Raw genomic sequence first — 26,853 nt, 5'->3', positions numbered from 1 at the left:
AGCTTCGTCATAATCTCACCAAATGATACACCGTCCCCCTATTTGACTTTTTACAAGGAATATCCAATTTCTTCAGCGAACGGCCGAAGTGCCCTATTTTGCTGACCGACAGTTTATCGCGGGTTTTCTGCTGTAGATAATTGAATATCTCCATTGCGGTCAGCCATTCCCCTTCCCGTTCTTCTTCCGCCACCCGGAAATAGCAGTGGAAAAGCTGTTCGAGCGGACTGATCTGTTCAAAATCCCGGTTGGTTTCTTTCAGGATAGCTTCGTCCTCATCATTCAACCAGTAGCGCTCACCTTTATAAATGGCATCCATGGCTTGAGCATACAATTGCTTGTAGTTGATGGTGACATTCGTATCAATAGGTGCAGTCACTTCGATACAGATAAAACGGCGGCTACCACTGGGATCGGTAAGCAGTTCCATCTGATTACTGGTACCGATAAACGAAGCATAACGGCGCACCTCCTGAATGGTAGAACCGTAGGGTTTCCGCAAATTTGCCACAGGTTTCTGCAAAAGATGTTTCAGAAAGCCCTGCTGATTGGAGCTAATCTGATCAAACTCATCCAGGTTCACCAACAGAAAACGTCCCAGATAACGCTCCGCATCCTGTTTGCTCTTAAAATCAAGACTATCCGTATATCCGAAACGCAGTTCAGGTGGCAAAATAATGCGACAATAGGTAGATTTACGATACCCCTGCGCACCGACCAATAATGGCGACGTACTGTTTCCGTGCTGGCGATCGAGCCCACGCCAATGTGCCACCATACTGAGAAACCAGCGGTAGAACAGCTCCCTCCAATACGGATTATTGCACGGCACAAGATCGGCAAGCGCCCGAATGCGGTCTTTTCCGTCCCAATGCCCCACATTACAAAGGTATTCTTCAACAGGATTGTACAAAGACACATACTCTGATGTCAAATAACGCTCCACGTCACGGTCCCAGGCACGAATCCCCTCTTTCAGGGCATTAATCGCCACCGTATTGCGTACCCTCCGATCCACCGGTCTGAAATAGAAATGAATGGAATCACGCTGACGATATTCCAAATCGTTCAACACCGTGTTATAACGAAACTCATAGCGCCGTTCCATAAACTCTTCCAGACGCAGAGCGGTATCCTGCTCCGGAGTCAAAATAGTTTTAGAGCCAAAGCCCTTAGACTCTTGGTAAATATTATGAACCATGGTACGTACCGTTTGCTCCTCTGCCTGTGCATAATAATGAATGATCGTCTGCCTCACAACTTCCTCTTCCGGTATGCCCGCCTTATAGCAATACTCCGCAAGGCGGACAAGCAACGGTTGGAGATTATCTCCCCGTCGCCAGTTCTCCATATCCCGGAGCGCCTTATCGAGGGCAGTTTCAAAAAGCATGGTGAAGGTCTGCAACGTTTCAAACCCAGGTTCCAGCCTCAGCAACGGATTTTTCTCAGCCAACTGCCGTTGCCGGAAGGTCTGTTCGCCGGGCATGGAGAATGGCTGTTCCAGACAGAAAGGTACCGCATGAGGATTGTATCCGGGATGTTCATCAAGCGTCATCCGGCAGCTTTGCATCAGTGAAGGCTCTTTCAAGGCAATGGGAAACGGGAACAACGGCTGATAACAACTCACCGCCAAGCGATAGGCATGGGCATGAAACAATGCGGCTTCCTGTTCACGCTTCGGTAAGCTTCCATCCGGTAAGGCGAAACATACCCATATCTTCACACTCCTTCCACTGGAACCGCAAAAAGCAGCAAACGTTTGAGGAAGCAGCATCGCCTGACGTTTCACCAGTTCAGCTTCCGCCAATCCAGCTAGCTTCTTCACTTCAAGCTGAACCAGACCATTGTATTGTTTCATTCTTCGCCCTCTGTCTTTAGTGCGGGCATACTCCACGGCAGGATAGATACGTGGAAGTTTGTCAATATAGGCAAATGTGGAACCAGTACCTTCCAACTGAGGCATAACAGTTCGTAACCCGGTTACGTACCCATCTCTGGTTTCCGTTTTCATCTTCTCCATCAGCACATCGGCATCATAAATGGTCATCATCTCTCTGCCTGTATCTTTGTCATGTCTTATTGAAGTGATTTTCATATCATTATCTGTTATGAATTTTATTTATATAGTATAATTCCTTTAAGGAGTTACAAAGATACTGTTCCTAAAAGCGAAAGTCAAGTATTTGAGCATATTATTCTGCATTTATTTCAAAAAAGTTCAGCCCATCCATTTGACAGCAAAAGCTTCAATAATAATTGAGAAATAAACAGGGAATCACTTGACTTTGCCCTGCTTATTTTGTATCTTTGTAGTAAGTCCTATTGGGTGTTAACCTTGGTTAACAGGCTTGTCAACCTTGGCTAACAAGCCGATCAACCAACGTTGACAGACCTGTTAACCAAGGTTGACATCCAATCATACCTAAGAGTAAACGGGATGTTCCTTAGGAGGAAACAGAATAGTCCCTAATGTAAAACAAATTAATACCTTATAATTAAAACAAGCAACTATGGCAATCTTATTTGAATGGTACGAAAACCCGGTGGCTCCCAACCAGCCACAAGAAGAAACAAAACTTCATGCACGCATCACCCTGAATGGAAAAACAGGAACTGACCGATTGCGACGCAAAATCCAGGAACGTTGTTCACTGACGGAAACAGATGTATCCGCCGTGCTCGACGCTCTGTCTCATGCGATGGGTGAAGAACTGGCAGAAGGTAGGCAGGTACATCTGGATGGTATCGGTTACTTCCACCCTACACTGACCTGCACGGAAGAAATAAAAGAAGATACAAAACGGAAGAATACGAAAGTAAGGCTGAAAGGCATCAAATTTCGGGCCGATCAGGATCTGAGGAGTGAAATCGGAAATGTGAAACTGAAGAATATAAAACACAATGGACACTCCAACAAATTATCGGACGAAGAAATAGACCGCCGACTGACCATCTACTTCAGTCAACACCACATGATGACAAGAAGTGACTTTCAAAGGATATGCGGCATGATGAAATCGACTGCAATGGGGCATATCCGCCGTTTACGCGGGGAAGGAAAGCTAAAAAACATCGGATTACAGACTCATCCAATATATGCGCCAAACGTGGGATATTACGGTATAACAGAAGAAGTTACAATGTAAAACTGCAAAAATCAGGCGTGAGAGTAAACCACTTACTCTCACGCTGTTTCCTACTCTCACTCACACTTAACATTCTAATTATAAACTATTTATTCCTAAAGTGAGAGTAGTGAGAGTAAATTGATACTAACTTTTAATTGTAACTTAAGCAATCAGTAAATTATTGTTAATTCCCCTTTCATACATCGAACCATGTTTCAAAGATTATGTTGTTACAAATGAACAGCAACCTTAATTATGAATTTAAAACAATGAGTTATGAAGAAGAGAATTAAATTTTTAAAGAAAGAATTGCTACTACGCTAATAAACGGGATTCGCGAAAAGCAAACAATAAATATGCAACCTAACCCTCCCGCTTTATTCCTGAAAAGAGCAAACAAATAAACTACTTCAGGGCATATAATATTTTTATTGTATCAACCATTAATGCATTTTAATTATGAAAAAATCAATTATTTTATCAGCATTTGTTTTGGCAGCATTTGTTTTGGCAGCATTGACTGCAAGTGCCCAGACTACCGTACAAGGCAGCAAATTTACAGACAATTGGTCTGTAGAACTAAAAACCGGTATTATAACTCCTGTAAGCCACAGTGCTTTCTTCAAGAATGCCCGCCCGGCTTTGGGAATTGAGTTTACCAAGCAACTGACTCCTGTTTTCGGACTGGGGATTCAAGGCATGGGATATATAAACACCTCGAACAGCAAGACAGCTTTCGATGCCTCAGACCTTAGTTTATTGGGTAAGGTCAACCTGATGAACCTGTTCGCAGGCTATACAGGTACTCCGCGCATATTCGAAGTAGAGGCCGTAGCTGGTGCGGGATGGCTGCACTACTACATGGACGGCCCTGGAGATATGAATTCCTGGTCCAGCCGTTTCGGAATGAACTTCAACTTCAATCTCGGAGAAGCTAAAGCTTGGACGATAGGAGTCAAACCGGCACTGGTATATGATATGCAAGGCGAACACAACCGTAGCCGATTCAATGTGAACAATGCCGCCTTTGAACTAACGGCAGGTGTAGCTTACCACTTTGGTGGTAGCAACGGAAGCCATCACTTCACCTTGGCTAAACTCTATGATCCGGCCGAGATAAGCGACTTGAACAATTCTATCAATAATCTTCGCTCACAAGTGAATGAGAAGAATGGTCAGATCAATGTTGACGCACAGAAGATCAGTGCATTGCAACAAGAGGTCAACAATTTACAGAATCGGGCAGTTCCTGTTGAAACAATAGTGGAAACCAGCCGTATTCCGGAATCCATTGTTACTTTCAGGCAAGGTAAATCTACAGTCGATGCCTCTCAGTTGCCAAATGTGGAACGTGTGGCTTCTTACATGAAGAAACACGCAAATACAACAGTAGTGATTAAGGGATACGCTTCACCGGAAGGTAGTGCCGAAGTCAACGCAAGAATAGCTAAAGCGCGTGCTGAAGCAGTAAAGACAATCTTGGTGAATAAGTATAAAATCAACCCGTCACGTATTACTGCCGAAGGTCAGGGAGTGGGTGACATGTTCACAGAACCGGATTGGAACCGGGTTAGTATCTGTTCTATTATTGAAGATGCCAAATAAACAAAATTAAAAATGGCCTACTTGTGCTTAAGCATAGGTAGGCCATTTTTTTATTCTATTATTTAAAGTATACTACAGGATGATTCAACATAGGAATCTGACTGTCTTTCAGTTTCAATACTTTCTTCGCATCATACACATAGCTCCCTTCGGGTAATATCACGTATAGATGATTTCTGATAAAAACAAAAAACTCTTCTCTTCGAAAAATCTGAAAAACAGAAAAAAAGCATTATACTTGCAATCTAAAAACACACTAATAGCTGACTAAGATTATCATGTTATTAAATCTAACAGAAGAACAAATCATACAATTAGCCCCGGATGCAGCCTCCGTAAAAGCCGGAAAAGGGTTGGCGACAAGAGCCAAGTGGGTGTTGCTGGAACACAGTGACCGTGCTATCTGGGGGCATTGCCAGGGAAGTGGGAAAACTCCATACCAGACCGTAATCGATACAAAAAACGTAGCATTCAAATGTTCGTGCCCCAGCCGGAAGTTCCCATGCAAGCATGGATTGGGACTCTTATTTCTATATGCCGCACAGGCTGAGCTGTTCAAAGAAGCGAACGAACCGGAATGGGTGACTTCCTGGCTTTCCAAGCGGGAAGAAAAAGCCGAGAAGAAGGAACAGAAAACCAAAAGCGACACGCCTGTAGATGAAGCGGCACAAGCCAAACGTCAGGCTATGCGCCACCAAAAGGTGCTGAACGGTATTGATGAACTGGAAATTTGGCTGAAAGACCTGCTACGCAACGGATTAATCAATATACCGGAACGGGCTTATACTCTTTTCGACGGTATTGCCCGCCGTATGGTCGACGCCCAAGCTCCCGGACTTGCCAATCGATTAAAAGCCATTCAGGAAATAAACTTCTACGAGGAAAGTTGGAAATACAAGTTAACCGACCAACTCGGAAAACTCTACCTCCTGATGAAGAGTTACCGGAACCTGGACCTGCAACCGGAAGAATGGCAACAGGAAATCCGCACACAGATAGGTTATCCGCAAGCAAAAGAAGATGTGCTGGCGGGTGAAACAATTACCGACCAGTGGCTGGTACTCCATAAGAAGAGTCAGAAGATAAACGAGCTGAATAATGATATTTACTGGTTATACGGATGCCTGAGCAATCGCTTCGCCATCTATCTCAGTTTCACAGCTCCCGGAACCTTGGCGGAATTCAATCTTGTTCCCGGCAGTACCTACGACGGAAAACTCTGTTATTATAAAGGAGTGGGCAGTTTTCGCGCCTTGTTCAAAGAATGTGAATTATCCGAAGAAGCGGTTACCCCGCATTTCTGTGCGAATCTGCAAGAAGCAACTGCCCGATACAGAGAAGTCCTGCAACAGAACCCATTTGCCGAAAATGTACCTGTATTAGTAGAAAATCTGCGACTGGCTGTTCAAAGGAAACAACTCTGTGTGCAGGATACAAACAACGAACTGATGCCTGTGCAGATGCAGGATATCACCCGAACAGACATCCTGTCCATCACGGGTGGAAAGCCGTTTGCCGCCTTCTTTCTGGCAGACGCCAATTGCTGGGAGCTAAATTCAATGTGGTATCAATCTGACTATTATATTTGGAGAGATGAACGTAACTGAACCAATCATAAATGCAGCTTTACTGGGAACTGCTACCAAAGAATTCACCCCGTCCGGCTTCCCGGAAGCACTGGAAGAGAACTTCTGCCTCCTTCAGGAAAAAGCCGAAGATACGGAAGACGCTTTCTATCAGATAGCAGCGTTAACCTTCGCCTATCAGCGTGCCGGAACAGAACCGCAGTCCGCCGAAGAAACCACTGCCATCAGTGAGGCTCCGGAAGACAGTCTGCCTTACTTCGACCGTTCCGTTGGCGAAATGCTCGTCCAAATGGTGAACGAGCGCAACCGATACCTCTTATTATATGCTTACCGGAAAGCAGTACAATGCAACAAGCTGATTCCACCTTTCTATCTGCGCCCGTTAATCTTCCGAGCCTACGACCGCAATAACCCCGACAAGCACGAAGAACAGTCATTGCTCTCTTTGCTGACAGGAAACCGTGGTCGCTGGCTACTCCCGCACATGGAACTTCCCGACTGGGGAGACACCGGAAACGAGACTTGGGAAACGGCTTCGCACGAAGAACGGAAACGGATGTTGCAACGTCTGAGAAAGGAAACCCCGGAACAAGGACTTGCCTTGTTGCAAACCGAATTGAAAAATGAGTCCGCCGCCCACCGTGACGAACTGATACAATGCCTACGCACCAATCTGAGTAAAGCGGATGAAAACTTCTTGCAAGAGATTGTCACTACCGACCGAAGCAGTAATGTAAAAGAAACTGCCCGTCGCCTGTTATGCAGTCTGCCCGACTCAGAACTGGTAAAAACATACTGTGACCTGCTGCGTGGAAAACTTCATTATAAAATGTTACTGGGCTGGTCATACGATAAAATCACCTTTACACCTGAAATGAAGAAATTGGGCTTGGAAGAGGTCAGTTCCAACAAAAAAGAAAAAGACGAAGAGTTTCTGCTCCGTCAGCTCGCCGAACGTGTACCGCTCAGTTTCTGGGCAGAGTTCTACGACTGTTCACCGGAGAAAGCCGCCGCAAAACTGGCAAAGAAACCACCATTCGGTTCCTACTTCAACTTATGCCAGCCGATAGAAAACTTCGGTGACAATCTGTGGGCGTATCAAACCCTGAAAGAAAATTCAAATGAAGCCTACGCCTCTTCGCTGATGGGATTACTGACACCGGAGCAACGGGAGGAAATCAACTTCCAGACAGACAGCAAGAGCAATTATATTCCCGAATCCTGGTATAATGCGGACGGAACTCAATGGGGAATAAAATTCTCCACACGAGCTTTGCAAAGATTGTTCCATAGTAATTATTACTATTATCCGAAAGAGATGGCAGAGCGTCTGTCACTGTACTTTCCTCCGGAGATGTTGCCTAAAGTGGAACAACAGGCAATGGCATACGATGCCGACCATGCCATTGCCAAATTCTGCCGACTGACAGCGGAATATATGAGAATGAAAGAGAAAATAAATACCATGTTCAATGACAATAAATAATACAAAACAATATGAGTACTTTACTTAGACAACATGCCGAACAGCAATTCGCAGAAGAACTGCACGAACTGAAAAAAAATGAAACAAACTCTGTTCCCGAAAACTGGGAGATGTCTCCGCAATCGGTAGTCACCTACCTGATGGGTGGCAAACTGAAGAACGGATTCGAGGTTTCACCTAAATACATAGGTAACCGTCGCCTAATGGAGATAGCAGTAGCTACCCTGGTAACAGACCGCGCATTGCTGCTATACGGACTTCCCGGTACAGCAAAGAGCTGGGTGAGCGAACATATCGCTGCGGCCATCTCCGGCAATTCCACGCTGATAGTGCAAGGTACTGCCGGAACAGGAGAAGAGGCGATTCGCTACGGATGGAACTATGCCCGCCTGCTGGCGGAAGGGCCGAGTGAAGGGGCTTTGGTGCAAACACCGATTATGAAAGCAATGCAAGAGGGCAAGATAGGACGTATCGAAGAGTTGACCCGTATCGGTTCGGACGTGCAGGATACGCTGATTACGATTCTTTCTGAAAAGACGCTTCCCGTTCCTGAATTGAATAAGGAGGTACAGGCAATACGGGGATTCAATATCATTGCTACTGCCAACAACCGCGATAAAGGAGTCAATGATTTATCAAGCGCTTTGAAACGTCGTTTCAACACCGTTATCCTGCCCCTACCGGATAGCATTGATGAAGAAATAGATATTGTGCGCCGCCGTGTGGAGAGCTTTGAAAAGGTGATGCAGCTTCCGGCAGAAAGACCTGCCCTTGAAGAAATCCGCCGGGTAGTTACCATCTTCCGCGAACTGCGCCAGGGAGCTACCAATGACGGAAAGACGAAACTGAAAACCCCAAGCGGAACGTTGAGTACGGCTGAGGCTATCTCCGTGGTGAATAACGGTCTGGCTATGGCAGGTTATTTCGGAGACGGGCAGATACATGCCGAAGACCTTGTTTCGGGGATTCTGGGTGCAGTGGTGAAAGACCCCGTACAGGATAAAGTGGTATGGCAGGAGTATATGGAAACGGTTGTGAAGAACCGCGATGGATGGAAAGATATTTACCGGGCTTCAAGAGATATGATTTAACGTGAGTTACTCTATAAACCATCTGTTAATCAAATAAAATCTTAATGAACTAAAAGACTCAAAAAATGTCCATTCATTTATTAGGAATAAGACACCACGGTCCCGGTTCGTGCCGGAATGTACTGGAATACTTGCAGGAGCTAAAACCTGACCTCATCCTTCTGGAAGGTCCGGCAGAAGCTGAGACATTGCTTCCATGTGCATTGAGCGAGCAAATGGAACCGCCCGTTGCCCTGCTTGCCTATCAACCCGACCAGCCGCAGAATGCTGTGTTCTATCCGTTCGCCGAATTCTCTCCGGAGTGGCAGACGATATGCTATGCAATGCGCAATGAAGTGCCGTTGCGTTTCTTCGATCTGCCCCTGACACATTCTATGGCGCTGAATCAGAAAACCGCGGAAAAAGAAAAAGACGAAACGCCGCAGGACGAACCGGAAGGACAAAAGACGGCACAGGAAGTTATTGCTGAAACGGAAACAAACATTCAAGAAGCGGAAATAAGTGCAAAAGAACAGGAAACTGCCTCCGAAACCGAAGAGGAAACCACCGATATATACAAAGACCCTTTCGACTATCTGGCGGAAGCCGCCGGATATACGGATGGCGAATGTTGGTGGGAAACTACCATCGAGCACCGTAAAGACAGTGCCGACGTATTTCTGGCAGTGCAAGAAGCGGTCACCGCACTACGTGAAGAACTTCCCAAACAGACCTCTCCCCGCGACCTGCTCCGTGAAGCCTGGATGCGCAAGATGATACGTGCGGCACAGAAAGAGAACTTCAAGCGTATCGCCGTGGTTTGTGGTGCCTGGCATGTGCCTGCACTTGAAAATATGCCCAAAGTGAAAGAAGACAATGAACTGCTGAAAGGACTCGCCAAAGTAAAAGTGGAATGTACCTGGATACCCTGGACCTACGACCGCCTCTCCTTCCGCAGCGGGTATGGAGCGGGAATAGAGTCTCCCGGCTGGTATCATTATCTCTGGCATCATCCCGAAGATGATGGTACCCTCTGGATCAGTCAGGCCGCCTCGCTTTTCCGCAAGAAGAACATGGATATTTCAGTGGCCCACGTCATCGAAACGGTTCGTCTGGCACAGGTGACGGCTGCTTTGCGTAACCTCCCCGCCCCTTCGCTAGCAGAGTTCAACGAAGCCATCACCACCGTCATGGGCTTTGGCGACGACATCCTCCTGCAAATCATCAAAGAAGAACTTATCATCAGCGACCGTTTGGGACGCGTTCCAGACAATGTTCCCAAAGTTCCCCTGCTGGTAGATGTGGAAAAGACGCAAAAGCGGCTGCGCGTTCCGTTTACCGCTGAAATCAAAAAACTGACGCTCGACCTTCGTAAACCGAACGATCTGGAAAGAAGTATCTTCTTCCACCGCCTGCACCTTTTAGAAATAGATTGGGCCATCCCGAGCAGTTCCGACGGTAAAGGTACGTTCAAGGAAAAATGGACGCTTTACCACAAACCGGAACAGATCATCAGCATCATCGAAAAAGCCATCTGGGGAAATACACTGGAAGAAGCCACCCAAAAGTATCTACTCAAACAGACCGGAGAGATAAGGCACATTCCGGAACTCACCCATCTGCTCGACCGGGTGATTCCCGCCAATCTACCGGATTTAGTAGATGCCATGACCGTGCAACTCGACCGTCTTTCAGCTGCCTCTACCGATATTATCGAAATGATGGAAGCCGTTCCCGACCTGGTCAGCATCGTCCGCTATGGCAATGTGCGCAATCTGGATTTCTCCAAAGTAGGCAATATGCTTCATGCCATGATTGCCCGTATCCTTGCAGGTGGCGTGCTTGTCTGCATCAATGTCGATGAAGAGGCGGCGGCGGATATTCTCAACAAACTGGTGTCTACGGACTATGCGGTATCTACCCTTAACGATCCGGAACTGAACACCATGTGGCTTGAATTTATTCGCCAGGTGCGTACTTCCGTCAATGTGCATCCGTTGCTGTCCGGCTATGCCACACGCTTACTGAACGACAAAGGGGACATCTCATCGGAAGAGGCACAGAACACCCTCAGTTACTATTCTTCTGTCGGCAACGCTCCGGCAGACATGGCATACTGGTTCGAAGGATTTCTCCGTTCTTCCGGCGCCATCCTGCTGTTGGACGATAACCTCTGGAATCTTGTGAACAACTGGGTATGTGGGCAGGATAAGGAGACTTTCATGGAACTGCTGCCCATATTGAAACGCACATTCAGTGAGTTCACCCCACCGGAACGCCGTAAGCTGGGCGAGAAGGCCAAAGCAAGCGGTGCAGGCGGCATACAGACGCAGACGGTCACAGTCTCCGCTCACAATGAAGCGGAAGCTGCCAAAGTAATCCCGCTGATCCGCCAATTATTAGGAATTGAAACGAAGTAAAGAGTAAACTATGGAAGAAGAATATCTGAAAAGATGGCGCCTGATATTGGGTGGAAACGAGGCCGACGGTACAGGCATCACGCTGACGCAGGAAGAGCAACGCATCGACCAGTCTCTGGAAGCTGTGTACGACAGTGACCGGCGCGGCGGACTCGGCTCGTCCGCCCCGAAAGTAAGCCGTTGGCTGGGAGACATCCGCGAGTTTTTCCCGCAGACGGTGGTACAAGTTATCCAACGCGATGCCATCAAACGACTAAACATCACCTCACTGCTGACGGAAAAGGAAATGCTGGAAACCGTAGTGCCGGATGTGCATCTGGTAGCTACGCTGATGTCGCTCAGCCGTGTAATCCCGGAAAAGAACAAGGATATGGCACGACAGGTAGTCCGCAAAGTGGTGGATGAACTGTTGCGCAAACTCTCCGCCCCTACCCAACAGGCTGTAACGGGAGCACTCAATCGTTCTGCCCGCCGGAGAAATCCGCGTTATAACGAAATAGACTGGAAAACCACCATCACCAAGAACCTGAAAAATTATCAGCCGGAATATAAGACGATTATTCCGGAAGTGCGCATCGGTTACGGCAGGAAGCGGAAAGCGATGAAAGACATCATCCTCTGCCTGGACCAGAGCGGTTCAATGGGAACATCGGTGATTTATTCCGGAATATTCGGCTCGGTGCTGGCTTCCATTCCGGCAGTAAGCACGCGGATGGTGGTATTTGATACAACAGTTGTAGACCTGACCGACGATTTGCAAGACCCGGTAGACCTTCTCTTTGGTGTGCAGCTGGGTGGAGGTACGGACATTGCCCGTGCCCTGACCTATTGCCAGGGAGTGATTACCCGTCCGCAGGATACGGTACTGGTGCTGGTTACCGACTTGTATGAAGGTGGCGATGCCCGGGAAATGCGCAAGAAGTTCGTATCTTTAGTGAACAGTGGTGTGCAACTTATCGTGCTGCCTGCACTGAATGACGACGGCGCCCCCTCTTACGACAAGAGCCATGCGGAGTTTCTGGCAAATATCGGTGTACCGACTTTCGCTTGTACACCCGATAAATTTCCCGACCTCATGGCGGCAGCGCTTAGCAAACAAGATATAGGGATGTGGATATCGCAGAACATCAAAAGCACTTAGTTCTGTGAAAGCCTGTATTCATTAGGAGCTACCCCCACCAGTTTGCGGAACAGGTTGCTGAAATATTGCACGCTTGAAAAGCCCAATATTTCAGCAACCGAACTAACGGTATTCTCATTGGCGGACAACATTCTCTTGGCTATCTCTATCCTTTTCAACTGGAAATATTCGTCCAGGTTCTTCCCCGTTTCAAACTTCAACAGGTCCATAAAATAGCGTGGCGACAAGTGAAGCAGATTTGCACAATACTTTACGGTCGGCAATATCTTGGTCTTCAACTGCCCGGAGCGGATATATTCATCCAGCAGCGTATCCATTTTGCACAATATTGTCTTATTCGCCTCATTCCGCGTAATGAACTGGCGTTCGTAAAAGCGGGAACAATAATCCAGCAGCAATTCTATATATCTTGAAATCAGAACCTTGCTATGGCAGTCTATCGCATGCTTTAGTTCCTGCTCAATATTGCAGAAACACTCCACAGCTTTCGTTTTCTCACGCAACGACAGATGCAACGCTTCATTGGGACTGTAAAAGAAGAACGGACAATGCCTGACGTGCTGCTCCAGAGAGGTATTACACAGAAAGTCCGGATGGAATGCCAGCAGCCAACCTTTTTGGGGAAGAACCTTCCCGTCATTCATATCGATAGATGCTCCCGGAGCCAGAAACAACAGGGTGGCATTGGAATAGTCGTAGTATTTACGTCCATAGATATAGTCGCAACATTCACTTTCCAGCAATAGCAGGGTGTAAAAGTCGAACTTGATGGTACGTTGCATCACGTTGGCTTTGGATAAGTCAATAGCACTCACCAGCGGATGCAGTGTCTTGTTGCCCAGGCAACAATTACACTGATGTACGGTCTCTATATTCAATATATCCTTTTTCAAAGCTATGAATTTTGCAGTCGGTATTCGTTCGGGGTGCAGCCTACGCGCTTCTTAAACAGGCGGTTCAGGTGCTGCGGATACTGAAATCCCAGCCTGTAAGCAATCTCGCTGATGGTTTCTTCCGCTCCGAGGATATGCTCTTTGGCCAGTTCGATAATCTTTGTCTGTATATGTTCCTGGGGTGTTTTCCCGGTTTCCTTCTTAATCATATCACCAAAGTAATTGGGAGAAAGATAAATCCTGTCTGCGAAATATTTCACTGACGGTAATCCCTCCTGCATCGGAAGACCACTCTGGAAATATTCATCCAACAGTTGTTCGAACTTCGTCAAGGCATCTTTATTCGCATTGCTGCGGGTGATGAACTGGCGTTCATAGAAACGCATGCAATAGTTGAGCAAGAGTTCTATGTTCATTGCAATCAATGACTTGCTATGCTTGTCTATGGGATGTTCCAGTTCGATGCTGATTTTCTTCAGGCAGTCCATCACGGTTTCTTTTTCCTGATCGGACAGGTGTAAAGCCTCATGCACTGCATAAGAGAAGAAGGTATAGTTCTTTATCGTTTTCCCAAGTGAAGTCCCGTGAATCAAATCGGGATGAAAGACGAGACCGTAAACGGGCTGGCTGATTTGGTCACCAACCGTACTCACACTAATCGTCTGTCCGGGTGCAAAACAGACAATAGTACCTTCCTGATAGTCATAAGACTGGCGGCCATACTTAATATCACAAGTCTTTGCCAACTTCAGAAAAAGTGCGTAAACACCATAATGCATTTGTATTTGATTGACCGCCCGCGTCGCTTTCGTAAGGTCGACAACGCTTACCAAAGGGTGCAATGTTTCAAGTCCGTACAAATTGTTGTACTGGTCCACATTATCCAGATTTATAACCTTTTCCATAATCCTAAGTATTTGAACAGCAGCAAAGATATGAATTATTTTTTCAGAATAATAAGGTGTCTGTAATAAGGGTTATACTATCTGTAATTGGGGTATAACTTTCATTCATTACATACATTAATGATAAGACATGAAGCGAATGCTAAAGCAGTACTATCTTCATTCTCCTCCTCCGATGGAGGAGGAGAATTGAGATACTCTATTTACTCAATATTGAAACACTCATTTACCTCATAACCCTACAAAAATGAGTGAGATGCTTTCTGTTTATTTATTTAAATTTCTTACCAATTAAGCGACGAAATGTAACAGTTTGATTATGAGCACATATAAATAGGGACTATCTCAGTCGTATACTTAGGGTACCTCAGTCGTATACCGAGATACCCTAAGTATACGACTGAGGTACCCTAAATATATGTTCCAGGTTAGATATTTGCTTTTCGTAAAAGAATATTTCTTTGTCATTTGGTTCATATCGAAAAAAGAAGAAGCAGAAACAGTAAAAAGGGTTATTCAATCTGTAATCCGGGTATCCTGCAATAACATGAAGACAGCTAATTTTGCAGCATCCGATAGTTCCCTATGGAGAACCATTAAAACGATTACAAATTAAATAACTGAAAGACGTATGAATACAAGAATGAATTTTTCTTTTTACAACCCTACCCGCATCCTCTTCGGCGCAGGCGAACTGAACACTCTGTACAAGCAGACAATGCCCGGCAAGAAAGCCCTGCTTTTGATTTCAAATGGTAAGTCGACCAAGGTCAACGGTTCGCTCGACCGCACGATTGAACAATTAGAAAAGGCCGGCATCGAGTATGCCATCTTCGACAAGATTATGGAAAACCCGTACAAAAGCGTTATCATGGAAGGCGCCGCCTTTGCCAAAGAAAATGCCTGCGATTTTATCCTGGCTCTCGGAGGAGGTGCCGTACTCGATGCATCAGTCGCAATAGCGGCAATGGCAACGAACCCGGGCGACTTATGGGATTATGTTTTTGGCGGCACCGGCAAAGCAATGCCACTGAAAAATCCGGGTTTGCCCATAGTTACCATTGCCACAACTTCAGGAACAGGCTCCGAAATCAACTGCTGGGGCGTTATCTCCAATCCCGACACGAATGAGAAAATCGGTTTCGGCGCACCGGAACTGACTCCCGTCCTTGCCATCGTAGACCCGGAACTGATGCGAACCGTCCCCGCCAAATATACGGCATACCAAGGATTCGATGCTTTGTTCCACAACACAGAGGTAATGATAAGCAACGGTGTAAATATCCTGAGCGAAGCCATCGCCTTGTCCGCCATCGAGAATATCACGAAATACCTGCCACGTGCAGTCAGAGACGGAAATGATATGGAAGCAAGAGAACACGTTGCATACGGCAGCACGCTGGCAGGCATCACCATGCAACTGACAAGCACCACGGCCGAACATTCCATGGAACACTCCATGAGTGCCTACCATCATAATCTTCCTCACGGCGCAGGGCTGATTATGATTTCCAAAGCTTTCTATGAGTTCTTCATCGAGCGTCATGCCTGCGACGAACAGTTCATCAAAATGGCAAAAGCAATGGGCATTGAAAATGCCGACAAGCCGGAAGATTTCATCACGGCACTTGTCAAATTGCAGGAGGATTGCGGTGTGGCCGATTTGAAGATGAGCGATTACGGATTCAAGAAAGAAGAGTCCATGACGCTTGCCCGAGGTGCCCGCTCCATGCAGGGAGGATTATTCCTTGCCAATCCTTGCGAAATGACGGATGAAGATTGCGCGGGAATCTTCGACAAATCCTATCGTTGATGGATGGATGGGCGAACCTTATAAGTCATGCCAGTGTTTTTAATATAAATATACGCTTCAAAGTCTGACGAATATAATTAATATCAAGAAGAAAAAAGATGAAAGTATTACTGATAAATGGAAGTCCCCGGAAAAACGGAAATACACATTTGGCTTTATCGGAGGTAGCAAAGGCGCTGAATGAAAACGGAGTAGAAACAGAAATCATTTCTATCGGAACAAAAGCCGTACAAGGTTGCATAGCCTGCAACCGCTGTACTGAATTGGGACGGTGTATCTTTAAAGACGAATTGTACAACAACATCCGCCAGAAACTGGAAGAAGGTATTGACGGACTGGTAGTAGGCTCACCGACCTATTACGCTGGTCCCAATGGTTCGCTGTGCGCCCTGTTAGACCGTCTTTTCTATTCAAGCTCGGAGTTGATGGAGTACAAACCGGCTACGGCAATAGCTGTTTGCCGGAGAGGTGGAGCCAGTGCTACTCTTGACAGATTGAATAAGTATTTCACAATAAACCACATGCCTGTTGTTTCTTCCCAATATTGGAATATTATTCATGGAATGATGCCGGGCGATGTCCTGCAAGATGCGGAAGGATTACAGACTATGCGAATGTTAGGCATAAATATGGCCTGGTTATTGAAAAATACGGCTGACGGGCAGAAGCACCCGGAAGCAGAACCTTTGGTACGGACAAACTTTATCCGTTAATTGAAATCATAATAGAACCATTGAGTTCTCACAGAGAAGCGTAAACAGACTGAAACGATGTGTTTCCATAGTCTGTTTGCGCTTTTATTTTCAGAATAAAGGGGGTAATAGCTATCTATTTATTCTCCAGCATCCCATAATCTGTAATTCGGGTTATCACTCCCGTAATCTATCTACCAAGATTTGTATGAGTTCTTCCGTACTTTGCAGTATAGAAATCAATGTATCAAAGAACCATATAATTTATGAGACAGACTAATAGATTGAAACCCGATTCGGGTGCTTTGCTCGTATTCATCCTTACCGCAGGAGTCTTCGGAATCATCAATACGGAAATGGGAGTGATTGGAATCCTCCCCCTGATAGCCGAGCATTTCCATGTAACCGTTCCCGAAGCAGGATGGACGGTCAGTATATTCGCATTGGTAGTGGCTATATCAGCCCCCATTATGCCGCTACTTTTCTCGGGCATAAACCGGAAAAAAGTCATGCTGCTGGCACTGGGAGTCTTCACACTGAGCAACATCATTTCGATGCTTACCTCCAACTTTACCCTACTACTGATAACCCGTGCCCTTCCGGCTTTCCTTCATCCTGTATATGTATCGATGGCTTTCACGGTAGCGGCTGCATCTGTCAGCAAAGAGAAAGCTCCGAAGGCTGTAGCCAAAGTTTTTATCGGAGTATCCGCCGGCATGGTATTGGGTGTACCGGTGACCAGCTACATAGCGAGTGAGGTGTCGTTTACAATGGGAATGATGTTTTTCACGGTGGTGAATGCGCTGGTATTTGTGGCCACCATCCTTTTCATACCCTCCATGCCCGTTAAAGAAAAGCTATCTTACGGTACGCAACTCAATGTGCTGAAAAAGAAGATTATCTGGTATTCCATTATTGCTGTCACCCTGATAAACGGTGCTTTATTCGGATTCTTCAGTTATATGTCTGATTATCTGAGAACGGTTACGGAAGTTTCTTATAGTGCCATCAGCGTCCTGCTGCTGATATACGGGCTTGCCAATATTATCGGAAACGTCATTGCAGGAAAACAGTTAGCCACCAACCCGATACGCAACACGACTTTCATTCCGTTCGCACTATTCACCTTTTATATATGTATATTCATTTTAGGGGAATGGCTTGCGGCAATGGCTGTCATTATCCTGATTCTGGGTATCCTGGCAGGATACGGGCAAAACACCATGCAGTATATGATAACCGAAGCTGCTCCCGAAGCTCCGGATTTCGCTAACGGCTTGTTCCTATTATCTGCCAATCTGGGCACAACGGTGGGTGCGGCAGCCTGCGGAGCATTTATCACTTTCTTCGATACACGCTATTCCGTAATCGGTTCTTTGCTGTTTCTTGCGGTCAGCATAATATTCGTTGTTCTGAGAATTCGCACGGTGCAATCTTCGAAAACAATAAAACTGAAAGTCGTAGTACAATGAAGCTTTTTTAAATAAGCGATTATAAAAGAAGTATTTGTCTATGTTTTCTGTATACAATGCGATAATCTGTAATTTGGGTTATTATGTCTGTAATCCATCTACAAAGAGTATCACTTTTACACCGTAATTTTGCAATGTAAGTAATAGACATCAATTCTCATTAATCATTCACCCAAAGAAAATATGAAAAAGATATTATTTTCAGTAGTGGCATCCTTTATGATGCTCGGCGTAGGTAGTGCTTCGGCACAAACCGATGCAGACAATTTCTACAAAAGTGATTTAGTAAACATGGAGAAAGTATCCTTCTCCAATCAGTACAAAATGAAAGTGGCCGGAAACCTTTTCCTGCCCAAAGATATGAAAGCAGGAGAAACGTATCCCGCAATCATCGTCGGGCACCCGATGGGAGCAGTCAAGGAACAAAGTGCGAACCTCTATGCGATCAAGATGGCCGAACGCGGTTTCGTCACCCTCTCCATCGACCTGTCCTTTTGGGGAGGAAGTGAAGGAGAACCACGCAACAGCGTCTCTCCGGAGATTTATGCGGAAGACTTCAGCGCAGCAGTCGATTTCCTCGGTACACGCCCGTTCGTCGACCGCAACCGTATCGGCGTAATCGGTATCTGCGGCAGTGGAAGTTTCGCCATCAGTGCGGCAAAAATCGATCCGCGCCTGAAAGCCATTGCAACCATCAGCATGTATAATATGGGTACAGCAAGCCGCAACGGACTGAAACACGCACTGACCCTAGAACAAAGGAAACAAATCATTGCCGAAGCCGCCGAACAACGTTATGTAGAATTTCTGGGCGGAGAAACGAAATATACCGGCGGCACCGTACACGAACTGACGGCAAACTCCTCTCCGATTGAACGCGAGTTTTATGAATTCTACCGTACAGAACGCGGAGAATTCACCCCCGAAGGTGCAACATCCCTGACCACCACGCACCCCACCCTGGCAAGCAACACGAAGTTCATGAACTTCTATCCGTTTGCCGATATCGAAACCATCTCACCGCGCCCCATGCTTTTCATCACCGGAGAGAATGCACACTCACGCGAATTCAGCGAAGACGCCTACAGCAAGGCTGCCGAACCCAAAGAATTATACATCGTGCCCGGTGCAGGCCATGTGGACCTTTACGACCGGGTCAGCCTCATCCCTTTCGACAAGCTGGACTCTTTCTTTAAGGAATACCTGAAATAATACCGTGAAGATTATGAAATATTACTTAGTACTCATTTTTATGACGTTGACATTGTCCGTTTGGGGCACATCATGCAGCGACGATGCTCCTATACCCGAAACAGGGCAACAGATACCTCCGGGAAGTACAGACGACGATGAGCCTCCGGTTAATCCCGGCAATGACGACGATGATGACGATAACCCTATGAGCAACAATCTAAAAATAACAGTCGGCTCCGCCTCATTCAATGCCACACTGGAAAACAATGCGGCGGCAACAGCCTTCAAGGCATTACTGCCTATGACCATAAACATGTCCGAACTGAACGGCAACGAAAAGTACTTCTACCTATCGGGAAACCTGCCTACCGCATCTTCCAACCCGGGAACCATCCGCACGGGCGACCTGATGCTTTACGGCGGCTCCTGTCTGGTACTTTTCTATGAGACTTTTTCAACATCCTACAGCTACACTCGCCTGGGGCGTGTAAATAACCCTTCGGAACTGGCATCCGCCCTCGGTTCGGGCAGTGTAACCGTAACATTCGAACTACAATAAAAACAAAGAAATTATGGAAATTATCAAAGACAAAGAATTCGGAGGCGAACGCCCTCTGTTTGCCACTCACGACCTCCAACTGGAAAATGTAACCATCCATGCAGGCGAGTCCGCACTGAAAGAATGTAGCAATATTGTGGCAGTGAACTGCCGCTTCGAAGGGAAATACCCATACTGGCACAACAATGGCTTCACCATAAAGAACTGTTTCTTCACAGAAGGCGCCCGTGCCGCACTTTGGTACTCGCAGAATGTACAAATGACGGATACCGTAGTGGAAGCACCGAAGATGTTCCGCGAAATGGACGGCATAAAACTGGAAAACGTGCAACTTCCCAATGCCTTGGAAACCCTTTGGTTTTGCCGCAATGTAGAACTCAGAAACGTACAGATTGACAAAGCCGATTACCTGTTCATACACGGTGAGAACATACGCATTGAAAATTACAGCCAGAACGGCAACTACTCATTCCAGTATTGCAAAAACGTGGAAATCCGCAATGCCATCATCAACTCCAAAGACGCCTTCTGGAATACGGAAAACGTAACGGTGTATGATTCCGAACTGAATGGCGAATATCTGGGCTGGCATTCCAGAAACCTGCGTCTGGTGAACTGCAAAATTTCAGGCACGCAACCACTCTGTTATGCCCACGACCTGATTATGGAAAACTGCACAATGGCCGACGATGCCGACCTTGCATTTGAATACAGCAGCCTCCAGGCCACCATCAAAGGTCCGGTTCACAGCATAAAGAATCCACGCACGGGAAGCATCACGGCCGAAAGTTACGGAGCCGTCATCATAGACGAGAACATCAAGGCCCCCGGCAATCGCAAACTGAAACTTTGGGACGACCAGACCTGTTTTGACGAAACGCAAGAAGAGATGCAATATGCAGCACAACTTTGATGAAATCATTCCACGCCGGGGCACGAATTCCTATAAATGGGATTCTGCCACTCCCCCGGGTGTACTGCCGATGTGGGTAGCCGATATGGATTTCCGCACAGCACCCGCCGTGACGGAAGCGTTGAAAAGGCGGGTGGAGCATGGCATCTTCGGATACGTCCGTGTGCCCGATGCTTACTACAATGCAACGATCAACTGGTTCAAAAGACGCCACGACTGGAGAATAGAAAAAGAGTGGATTATCTATACCTCCGGAGTAGTACCGGCGCTGTCGGCAATCATAAAAGCCCTGACCAGCCCCGGCGACAAAGTCCTGGTACAGACTCCGGTGTATAATTGTTTCTTTTCGTCCATACGAAACAATGGATGTGAAATCGTTTCCAATCCACTGATTTATGAAAACGAAACTTACCGGATTGATTTCGATGACTTGGAGAAGAAGGTTGCCGATAGTAAAGTCAGACTCCTGCTATTGTGCAACCCTCACAATCCTGCCGGAAGAGTATGGAGCCGAGAGGAACTGGTACGCATCGGCGAGATTTGCCTCCAGAATCATGTAACGGTAGTAGCGGATGAAATTCATTGTGAACTGGTTTTTCCGGGATATACCTATACGCCTTTCGCCTCCATATCGCAGGAGTTCCTGATGAATTCCGTCACTTGCATTTCCCCCAGCAAGGCGTTCAACCTGGCAGGAGTCCAGATTGCCAACATCGTGTCCGCTGATGCCGATGTACGCAAGAAGATAGACAAAGCCATCAATGTGAACGAAGTCTGCGACGTAAATCCATTCGGAGTGGAAGCTTTGATAGCCGCCTATAACGAAGGGGAAGAATGGCTGGAAGAACTGAAAAGGTACTTGTTCGATAACTATAACTACCTGAGAAGTTTCTTCGCCGAACATCTGCCGGAGTTTCCCGTAACGAAGCTGGAAGGTACTTACCTTGTGTGGGTGGATTGTTCCGCATTAAAGCGTACCTCGGAAGATATAGTGACCTCGCTATTGGAACAGGAAAAACTCTGGCTGAACGAAGGCAGCATGTACGGAGACACCGGAGAAGGCTTTGTCCGCATCAACATAGCCTGCCCCCGGCAAGTATTAACAGAAGGTTTAGAAAGGTTTAGGCAATGGAAGAACCGAATAAAGCAAACAGGAACATAACCGGTATCATTACCGGCTATTTCCTTATCTATGTAGTCTGGGGATCTACCTATTTCTTCATAGGTGTAGCATTAAAGGACCTGCCTCCTTTTCTGCTCGGAGCTTTACGGTTTACGGCCGCCGCACTTATACTTCTCAGCATATGCCATTTACAGGGAGAGAAAATATTCAGGAGAAGCCTGATAAAGCGCTCTGCCGTCAGCGGAATTGTATTGCTGTTCATAGATATGGCCGTAGTGATGCTGGCACAACGCTACTTAACCAGTAGCCTGGTAGCTATCATCGCTTCTTTCACCGCACTCTGGATTCTGCTGTTGGATGCCCCAATGTGGAAAACTAATCTCCGCAATCCTCTTACAATCGCAGGTGGAATCATCGGTTTCGGGGGCGTCATTTTGCTTTATTTGGAACAACTCAATGCAGCAAACCTGCATCCGCACAGTGAACGCGGAATCTTACTTCTTATTTTCGGATGCATATCCTGGGCACTGGGCACCTTGTATGCCAAATACCGTTCTTCCCGCGAAGAAGAAGTAAATGCGTTTGCCGGTTCAGGCTGGCAGATGCTTTTCGCCAGTGGTATGTTCTGGATTTGCAGTGCTGTGAACGGAGATATGCAAAGGACCGACTTGTTGAATGTTTCATCTGCAAGCTGGCTGTCACTGGCTTATCTGATATTCTTCGGTTCCCTGCTTGCCTATTCTGCCTACGTCTGGCTGCTGAAAGTGCGGCCTGCGGCAGAAGTCGGCACCCACGCCTATGTCAATCCGTTCATTGCCGTACTTTTAGGAGTAACCATGGGAAACGAACAAGTGACCTTCATCCAATTGGGCGGACTGTTCATCATACTACTGGGAGTCATGCTGATAAGCAGGAAACAGAAGAAGAAACAACCACCCGAACCCATATAAACGTCTCCGTTTTCTCCGGATAGAAAGGAAGAGAAAGAGTGATAAGGTGGTAAGGTGATAGGGTGATAAAGTAGCTACGCTATATATCGCAGAGATTTGTCAGAATTTATCAACAGCAATACAGGTTTTTATAACTTTCTGATTATCAACATCATTAAACCACGCCCTATTCAGTATACGACTGAACCCTATTAAGTATACGACTGAATGGCATTCAGTATACGACTGAATTAGGTTCAGTATACGACTGTTTTAGGAACATACATCATTTGTAGACAATATACACCACTACCCTGTTTTTTTAGTTCATAACCTAATAATAATAAACTAAATAAAACTACCGATTCGCATAAATTAGTAACTTCGCAAAAGCGTATTTTAGAAACAGAAAAACATCATGGAATATAGAACATTAGGAAATACCGGTTTGTCAGTCAGCGCCATCGCATTAGGGTGCGAAGGTTTCGTTGGCAAAACAGAAGAACAGACATGTGCAGAAATGGATTTCGCCATCAGTAAGGGAATCAACTTTATTGATATGTATGCCTCCAACCCCGATTTACGCAGCAACATCGGCAAAGCGTTGACAGGCCGCCGTGAGCAATTTATCATCCAAGGACACCTGTGCACCACCTGGGAAAACGACCAATATCTGCGTACACGCGACATCGACAAGGCAATCGCCTCCTTCGAAGACCAGTTGGCACGCCTCGATACCGACTATCTGGATATCGGCATGATACACTATGTGGACAGTGAAGAAGACTTTCATGAAATATTCAACGGTCCCGTCATCCGGCTGGCCCTGCGCCTGAAGGAAGAAGGCAGAATCCGCCATATCGGACTGAGCAGCCACAACCCCACCGTTGCACGTATGGCTGTGGAAAGCGGACTGATTGAAGTGCTGATGTTCTCCATCAATCCTTGCTACGACCTGCAACCGCCCACTGAAAACGTAGATGACTTATGGGCCGATGAAAACTATGCTCACTCCCTGCAGAACATAGATCCGGAACGGGAAAGGCTCTACGAACTGTGCGAAGAGAAAGGTGTAGGACTCGATGTGATGAAGGTATATGGCGGCGGAGATTTGCTAAGTGAAACCAACTCACCCTTTGGCAAAGCTATGACTCCGGTGCAATGCATCGAATATGCACTGACCCGTCCGGCTGTTGCCTCCATCATGGTGGGGTGCAGAAGTTGTGATGAGATGCAGGCAGCCATCGACTGGTGCACCGCCAGTAAAGAAGAAAGAGATTACACCGCCGTCATGGCAGGCATGGAAAAGTTCACCTGGAAAGGCCATTGCATGTATTGCGGACATTGCGCTCCCTGCTCCGTAGGCATCGACATAGCAAGCGTGAACAAGTACTACAACCTGACCATTGCCCAGAACGAGATACCCGAGACTGTGCGTGAGCACTACAAAGCCCTCACACACCACGCCTCAGAGTGCATCCAGTGCGGGCAATGCGAAACGAACTGTCCCTTCGGAGTCGCCATCATCGAACAGATGGAAAAGGCTGCGGAGAAATTCGGATATTAGCAGAGCGAACGCTGTTTCACTTTCCACGCATAGAGCAGCACCACGACGAACGAAAGCAACGGAACAATAAACGAGAAAGACATATTGGTCTGATCAGCCACATACCCCATCATGAGCGGTCCTACCGCTCCTCCGATGGGGGACATCATCAGATAGGAAGATGCACGCTTGGTATAGTTCCCCAATCCTCTCAGTGAAAGTGCAAAGATGGTGGGGAACATGATAGCTTCAAAAGCATATCCCATGAACAGGGCTACCAATGATAAAACTCCCAGATCAAACACCACCAAGGCCGTAGTAACCACCGTACCCACCGCACAGAAAAACAACACCTTCTCCGCCCGGATATACCGCATGATCCAACTTCCGGCAAAACGACCGCACATAAACAATCCCAAACCACCGAACGAAAGCACCACAGAAGCATCACGGGCATTCATCCAACCATCATCCACCACATAATTAATAAAGAAACTGTTGATTGAAATCTCCGCTATCTCATAACAGAACAGACTAGCAATACCGAAAATAAACAGCTTGTGCGACCAAAGCCCACGTGCTCCGTCCTCGCCCACTTCTTCCTCATCTTCTCCATGCACAATCTCCGGCAGACGGATTTTATAGAACACCAGTGCCACCATCAGCACTATAATTCCCATCAATGTGTAGGGCAAGGATATATTGCTTTCACCCCCTTCCGAGAATAATAACAACCCACCGATAAGCGGCCCGCATATACAGCCCAAGCCATTGAATGACTGCGCCAAGTTAAGACGGCTGGCAGCCGTTTCACGGTCACCAAGCTCCGTCATGTAAGGATTAGCGGCTGTTTCCAGAAACACCAGTCCGCAGGCTATGACAAACAGGGAGAAAAGAAAGAAATTGAAAGACATCCAGTATTCTCCGGGAATGAAAAGCAGGGAGCCTATCCCGTAAAGCAGCAAACCGAAGACCACCCCTTTACGGTAGCCATATTTGTTGATAAACAGTCCCGCAGGGATAGCCATCACGAAGTATCCCAGATAAAACATCACTTGCACCCATGCCGAATGGGCACGTGTAATAACCAGCACATCTTGAAAGTGTTTATTCAGCACATCCAGTATGGCATGTGCAAATCCCCATAAAAAGAACAGGGAAGTAACCAAAATAAAAGGAATCCGATATTCCTTCTTTACCAAATTTTGCATACAGAATTTTCTTATAAGCAGCGTGACGCTGCACCCGGATTTCCATGCGGGCTAGAGATGCCACGGCCAATTTTCCGGCCGCAAAGATAGGCAAGAAGTTTCATAGTACGGCAAATTCCCGTAACTTTGTGCCTGTATTAAATAGTATAAGATGGAAGCTAAAAAGAAAATAAGATATCTGGTATCATTAATGATGATTCTGATAATGGTCGGTTTAGCGGAATGGACGGGTGAAAAGGAAATTCTATTTCCCGAGATGACGGCACTGATTGTGGGTCTTCTGATTATTGATAAACGAGTGTGGAACGTTAGCCGTTGGCAGATTATCCTGCTGATGTCTCTCGGAGCTGTAGCTGGCATTTGCATCGTGAGATACTCGCCCTTATACTATGTAATCAACCTATGCCTCGCATTTGCTTTCGCCGGCGCCTGTCTGCTGATGAGCCGGGCTACATTGATTCCTTTGATTTCCGCCTGCGTGCTACCCGTTTTACTCCACACGGAAAGCGTCATTTATCCCATTGCCGTCTTTTCGATGTCAACAATGGTGGTAGCGGTGCAAATCATTATGGAGAGATGCAGAATACGAAGCCGGATACCGGAGAATAGTTCCGTAAAACCCGGTAAGAGAGAGTTGTTCAGATGGTTCTCCCTATTATGCTTTGTGGGACTCATATCCATGTTTGCCGTCAGCACCGATTATCCTTATATGATATTGCCTCCGCTAATGGTTACTTTTGCGGAAATGGTAAATTCCAAAGCAGGATTCAGGAACCGTCCCACACAAGTATTCCTGTTCCTGACTACCGCAGCCACGCTGGGAACCGTATTTCAAATTATCGGATACCGTCATCTCCACTTGCCGGCAACCGTCATTGCCTTATGCATTGCAGCATCCTTATTCTTCATCTTCGAATGGACAGGAAAATACTTTGCTCCCGCCGGGGCACTGGCTTTCATCCCCATGTTGCTGCCGGAAGAAGGATTGGCATGGTTACCTTTACAAGCATCCATCGGTGCAGCGCTATTCATTACTATCGCAATGGTCGTCTTCCAGAAATGCTACCAATGGAGTCGGGCGCAAATTATTTTCTGTGCCACCCCTACTCTTTTACGTGAATATATGAACCGCAGAAAACGAAAACAGCAATCATAAATATCCTCCTC

The 26,853-nt window shown here is 46.6% G+C and carries 21 protein-coding genes; 17 read left to right on the top strand and 4 right to left on the bottom strand.

Going from position 1 to position 26,853, the window contains the following annotated elements; all coding sequences use genetic code 11:
- Positions 1-7 precede the first annotated feature (7 nt).
- Positions 8-2,095 (bottom strand): BT4734/BF3469 family protein, encoded by a 2,088-nt coding sequence (locus tag DW182_RS12845; RefSeq protein WP_118295787.1) that lies wholly within the window; start codon positions 2,093-2,095, stop codon positions 8-10.
- 415 nt (positions 2,096-2,510) lie between these two features.
- Here DW182_RS12845 and DW182_RS12840 point away from each other — a divergent pair, with 415 nt between their 5' ends.
- From DW182_RS12840 to DW182_RS12805, 7 genes are all read left to right on the top strand, one after another.
- Positions 2,511-3,146, top strand: coding sequence for an HU family DNA-binding protein (locus DW182_RS12840; protein ID WP_118295786.1), 636 nt, complete (start codon positions 2,511-2,513; stop codon positions 3,144-3,146).
- A gap of 441 nt (positions 3,147-3,587) precedes the next feature.
- Complete coding sequence (locus tag DW182_RS12835) at positions 3,588-4,733, top strand: OmpA family protein (protein WP_118295785.1); 1,146 nt, start codon at positions 3,588-3,590, stop codon at positions 4,731-4,733.
- 278 nt (positions 4,734-5,011) lie between these two features.
- A complete protein-coding gene (locus tag DW182_RS12825) occupies positions 5,012-6,340 on the top strand; it encodes an SWIM zinc finger domain-containing protein (protein WP_118295784.1) in 1,329 nt (442 codons plus the stop codon).
- Positions 6,327-7,805 (top strand): DUF5691 domain-containing protein, encoded by a 1,479-nt coding sequence (locus DW182_RS12820; protein ID WP_118295783.1) that lies wholly within the window; start codon positions 6,327-6,329, stop codon positions 7,803-7,805. The genes DW182_RS12825 and DW182_RS12820 overlap by 14 nt, the downstream gene beginning before the upstream one ends.
- Before the next feature lie 11 nt (positions 7,806-7,816).
- Entirely contained in the window at positions 7,817-8,896 is a 1,080-nt protein-coding gene (locus DW182_RS12815) for an AAA family ATPase (RefSeq protein ID WP_115502828.1), read from the top strand.
- A gap of 65 nt (positions 8,897-8,961) precedes the next feature.
- Entirely contained in the window at positions 8,962-11,295 is a 2,334-nt protein-coding gene (locus tag DW182_RS12810; protein ID WP_118295782.1) for a DUF5682 family protein, read from the top strand.
- A 10-nt stretch (positions 11,296-11,305) separates the two neighbouring features.
- Positions 11,306-12,436, top strand: a complete 1,131-nt coding sequence (locus DW182_RS12805) for a VWA domain-containing protein (protein ID WP_118295781.1) — start codon at positions 11,306-11,308, stop codon at positions 12,434-12,436.
- On the opposite strand, the gene DW182_RS12800 is transcribed toward DW182_RS12805, so the two are convergent.
- Both DW182_RS12800 and DW182_RS12795 read right to left on the bottom strand, forming a co-directional pair.
- Positions 12,433-13,329, bottom strand: coding sequence for an AraC family transcriptional regulator (locus DW182_RS12800; protein WP_118295780.1), 897 nt, complete (start codon positions 13,327-13,329; stop codon positions 12,433-12,435). The genes DW182_RS12805 and DW182_RS12800 overlap by 4 nt on opposite strands.
- A 2-nt stretch (positions 13,330-13,331) precedes the next feature.
- Positions 13,332-14,234 carry an AraC family transcriptional regulator gene (locus DW182_RS12795; RefSeq protein ID WP_118217073.1) on the bottom strand — a complete coding sequence of 301 codons (903 nt, stop codon included), beginning with the start codon at positions 14,232-14,234 and terminating at the stop codon, positions 13,332-13,334.
- Positions 14,235-14,865: 631 nt separating this feature from the next.
- Here DW182_RS12795 and DW182_RS12790 point away from each other — a divergent pair.
- The 9 genes from DW182_RS12790 (at position 14,866) to DW182_RS12750 (ending at position 24,496) form a co-directional block, all read left to right on the top strand.
- Positions 14,866-16,047 (top strand): iron-containing alcohol dehydrogenase, encoded by a 1,182-nt coding sequence (locus DW182_RS12790; protein ID WP_118295779.1) that lies wholly within the window; start codon positions 14,866-14,868, stop codon positions 16,045-16,047.
- A gap of 98 nt (positions 16,048-16,145) precedes the next feature.
- Complete coding sequence (locus DW182_RS12785) at positions 16,146-16,760, top strand: flavodoxin family protein (protein ID WP_118295778.1); 615 nt, start codon at positions 16,146-16,148, stop codon at positions 16,758-16,760.
- Positions 16,761-17,005: 245 nt separating this feature from the next.
- Positions 17,006-18,211 (top strand): MFS transporter, encoded by a 1,206-nt coding sequence (locus tag DW182_RS12780; RefSeq protein ID WP_118295777.1) that lies wholly within the window; start codon positions 17,006-17,008, stop codon positions 18,209-18,211.
- 183 nt (positions 18,212-18,394) lie between these two features.
- Positions 18,395-19,423 carry an alpha/beta hydrolase gene (locus DW182_RS12775; protein WP_118295776.1) on the top strand — a complete coding sequence of 343 codons (1,029 nt, stop codon included), beginning with the start codon at positions 18,395-18,397 and terminating at the stop codon, positions 19,421-19,423.
- A gap of 13 nt (positions 19,424-19,436) precedes the next feature.
- Positions 19,437-19,964, top strand: a complete 528-nt coding sequence (locus DW182_RS12770; protein WP_118295775.1) for a cyclophilin-like fold protein — start codon at positions 19,437-19,439, stop codon at positions 19,962-19,964.
- Positions 19,965-19,977: 13 nt separating this feature from the next.
- Positions 19,978-20,877, top strand: a complete 900-nt coding sequence (locus tag DW182_RS12765) for a DUF3737 family protein (RefSeq protein WP_118295774.1) — start codon at positions 19,978-19,980, stop codon at positions 20,875-20,877.
- Complete coding sequence (locus tag DW182_RS12760; RefSeq protein ID WP_118295773.1) at positions 20,861-22,039, top strand: MalY/PatB family protein; 1,179 nt, start codon at positions 20,861-20,863, stop codon at positions 22,037-22,039. Before DW182_RS12765 ends, DW182_RS12760 begins: the two co-directional genes overlap by 17 nt.
- The gene (locus DW182_RS12755) at positions 22,006-22,950 is read left to right on the top strand and encodes an EamA family transporter (protein ID WP_118295772.1); all 945 of its coding nucleotides are present in this window, start codon (positions 22,006-22,008) and stop codon (positions 22,948-22,950) included. Before DW182_RS12760 ends, DW182_RS12755 begins: the two co-directional genes overlap by 34 nt.
- 397 nt (positions 22,951-23,347) lie before the next feature.
- Positions 23,348-24,496: an aldo/keto reductase gene (locus DW182_RS12750; protein WP_117707146.1), complete on the top strand. Its 1,149-nt coding sequence runs from the start codon at positions 23,348-23,350 to the stop codon at positions 24,494-24,496.
- Here DW182_RS12750 and DW182_RS12745 read toward each other — a convergent pair.
- Complete coding sequence (locus DW182_RS12745) at positions 24,493-25,686, bottom strand: sugar MFS transporter (RefSeq protein WP_117707147.1); 1,194 nt, start codon at positions 25,684-25,686, stop codon at positions 24,493-24,495. The two genes, DW182_RS12750 and DW182_RS12745, sit on opposite strands and share 4 nt — an antisense overlap.
- A gap of 151 nt (positions 25,687-25,837) precedes the next feature.
- On the opposite strand from DW182_RS12745, the gene DW182_RS12740 reads away from it, so the two are divergent.
- On the top strand, positions 25,838-26,842 hold the full coding sequence (locus tag DW182_RS12740) for an HPP family protein (RefSeq protein ID WP_118295771.1): 1,005 nt from the start codon (positions 25,838-25,840) through the stop codon (positions 26,840-26,842).
- The last annotated feature ends 11 nt before the right edge of the window (positions 26,843-26,853 follow it).

The sequence above is a fragment of the Bacteroides sp. AM16-24 genome (genome assembly GCF_003471885.1).
Classification (GTDB): domain Bacteria; phylum Bacteroidota; class Bacteroidia; order Bacteroidales; family Bacteroidaceae; genus Bacteroides.
This window is presented reverse-complemented; position numbering and strand designations above follow the sequence as displayed.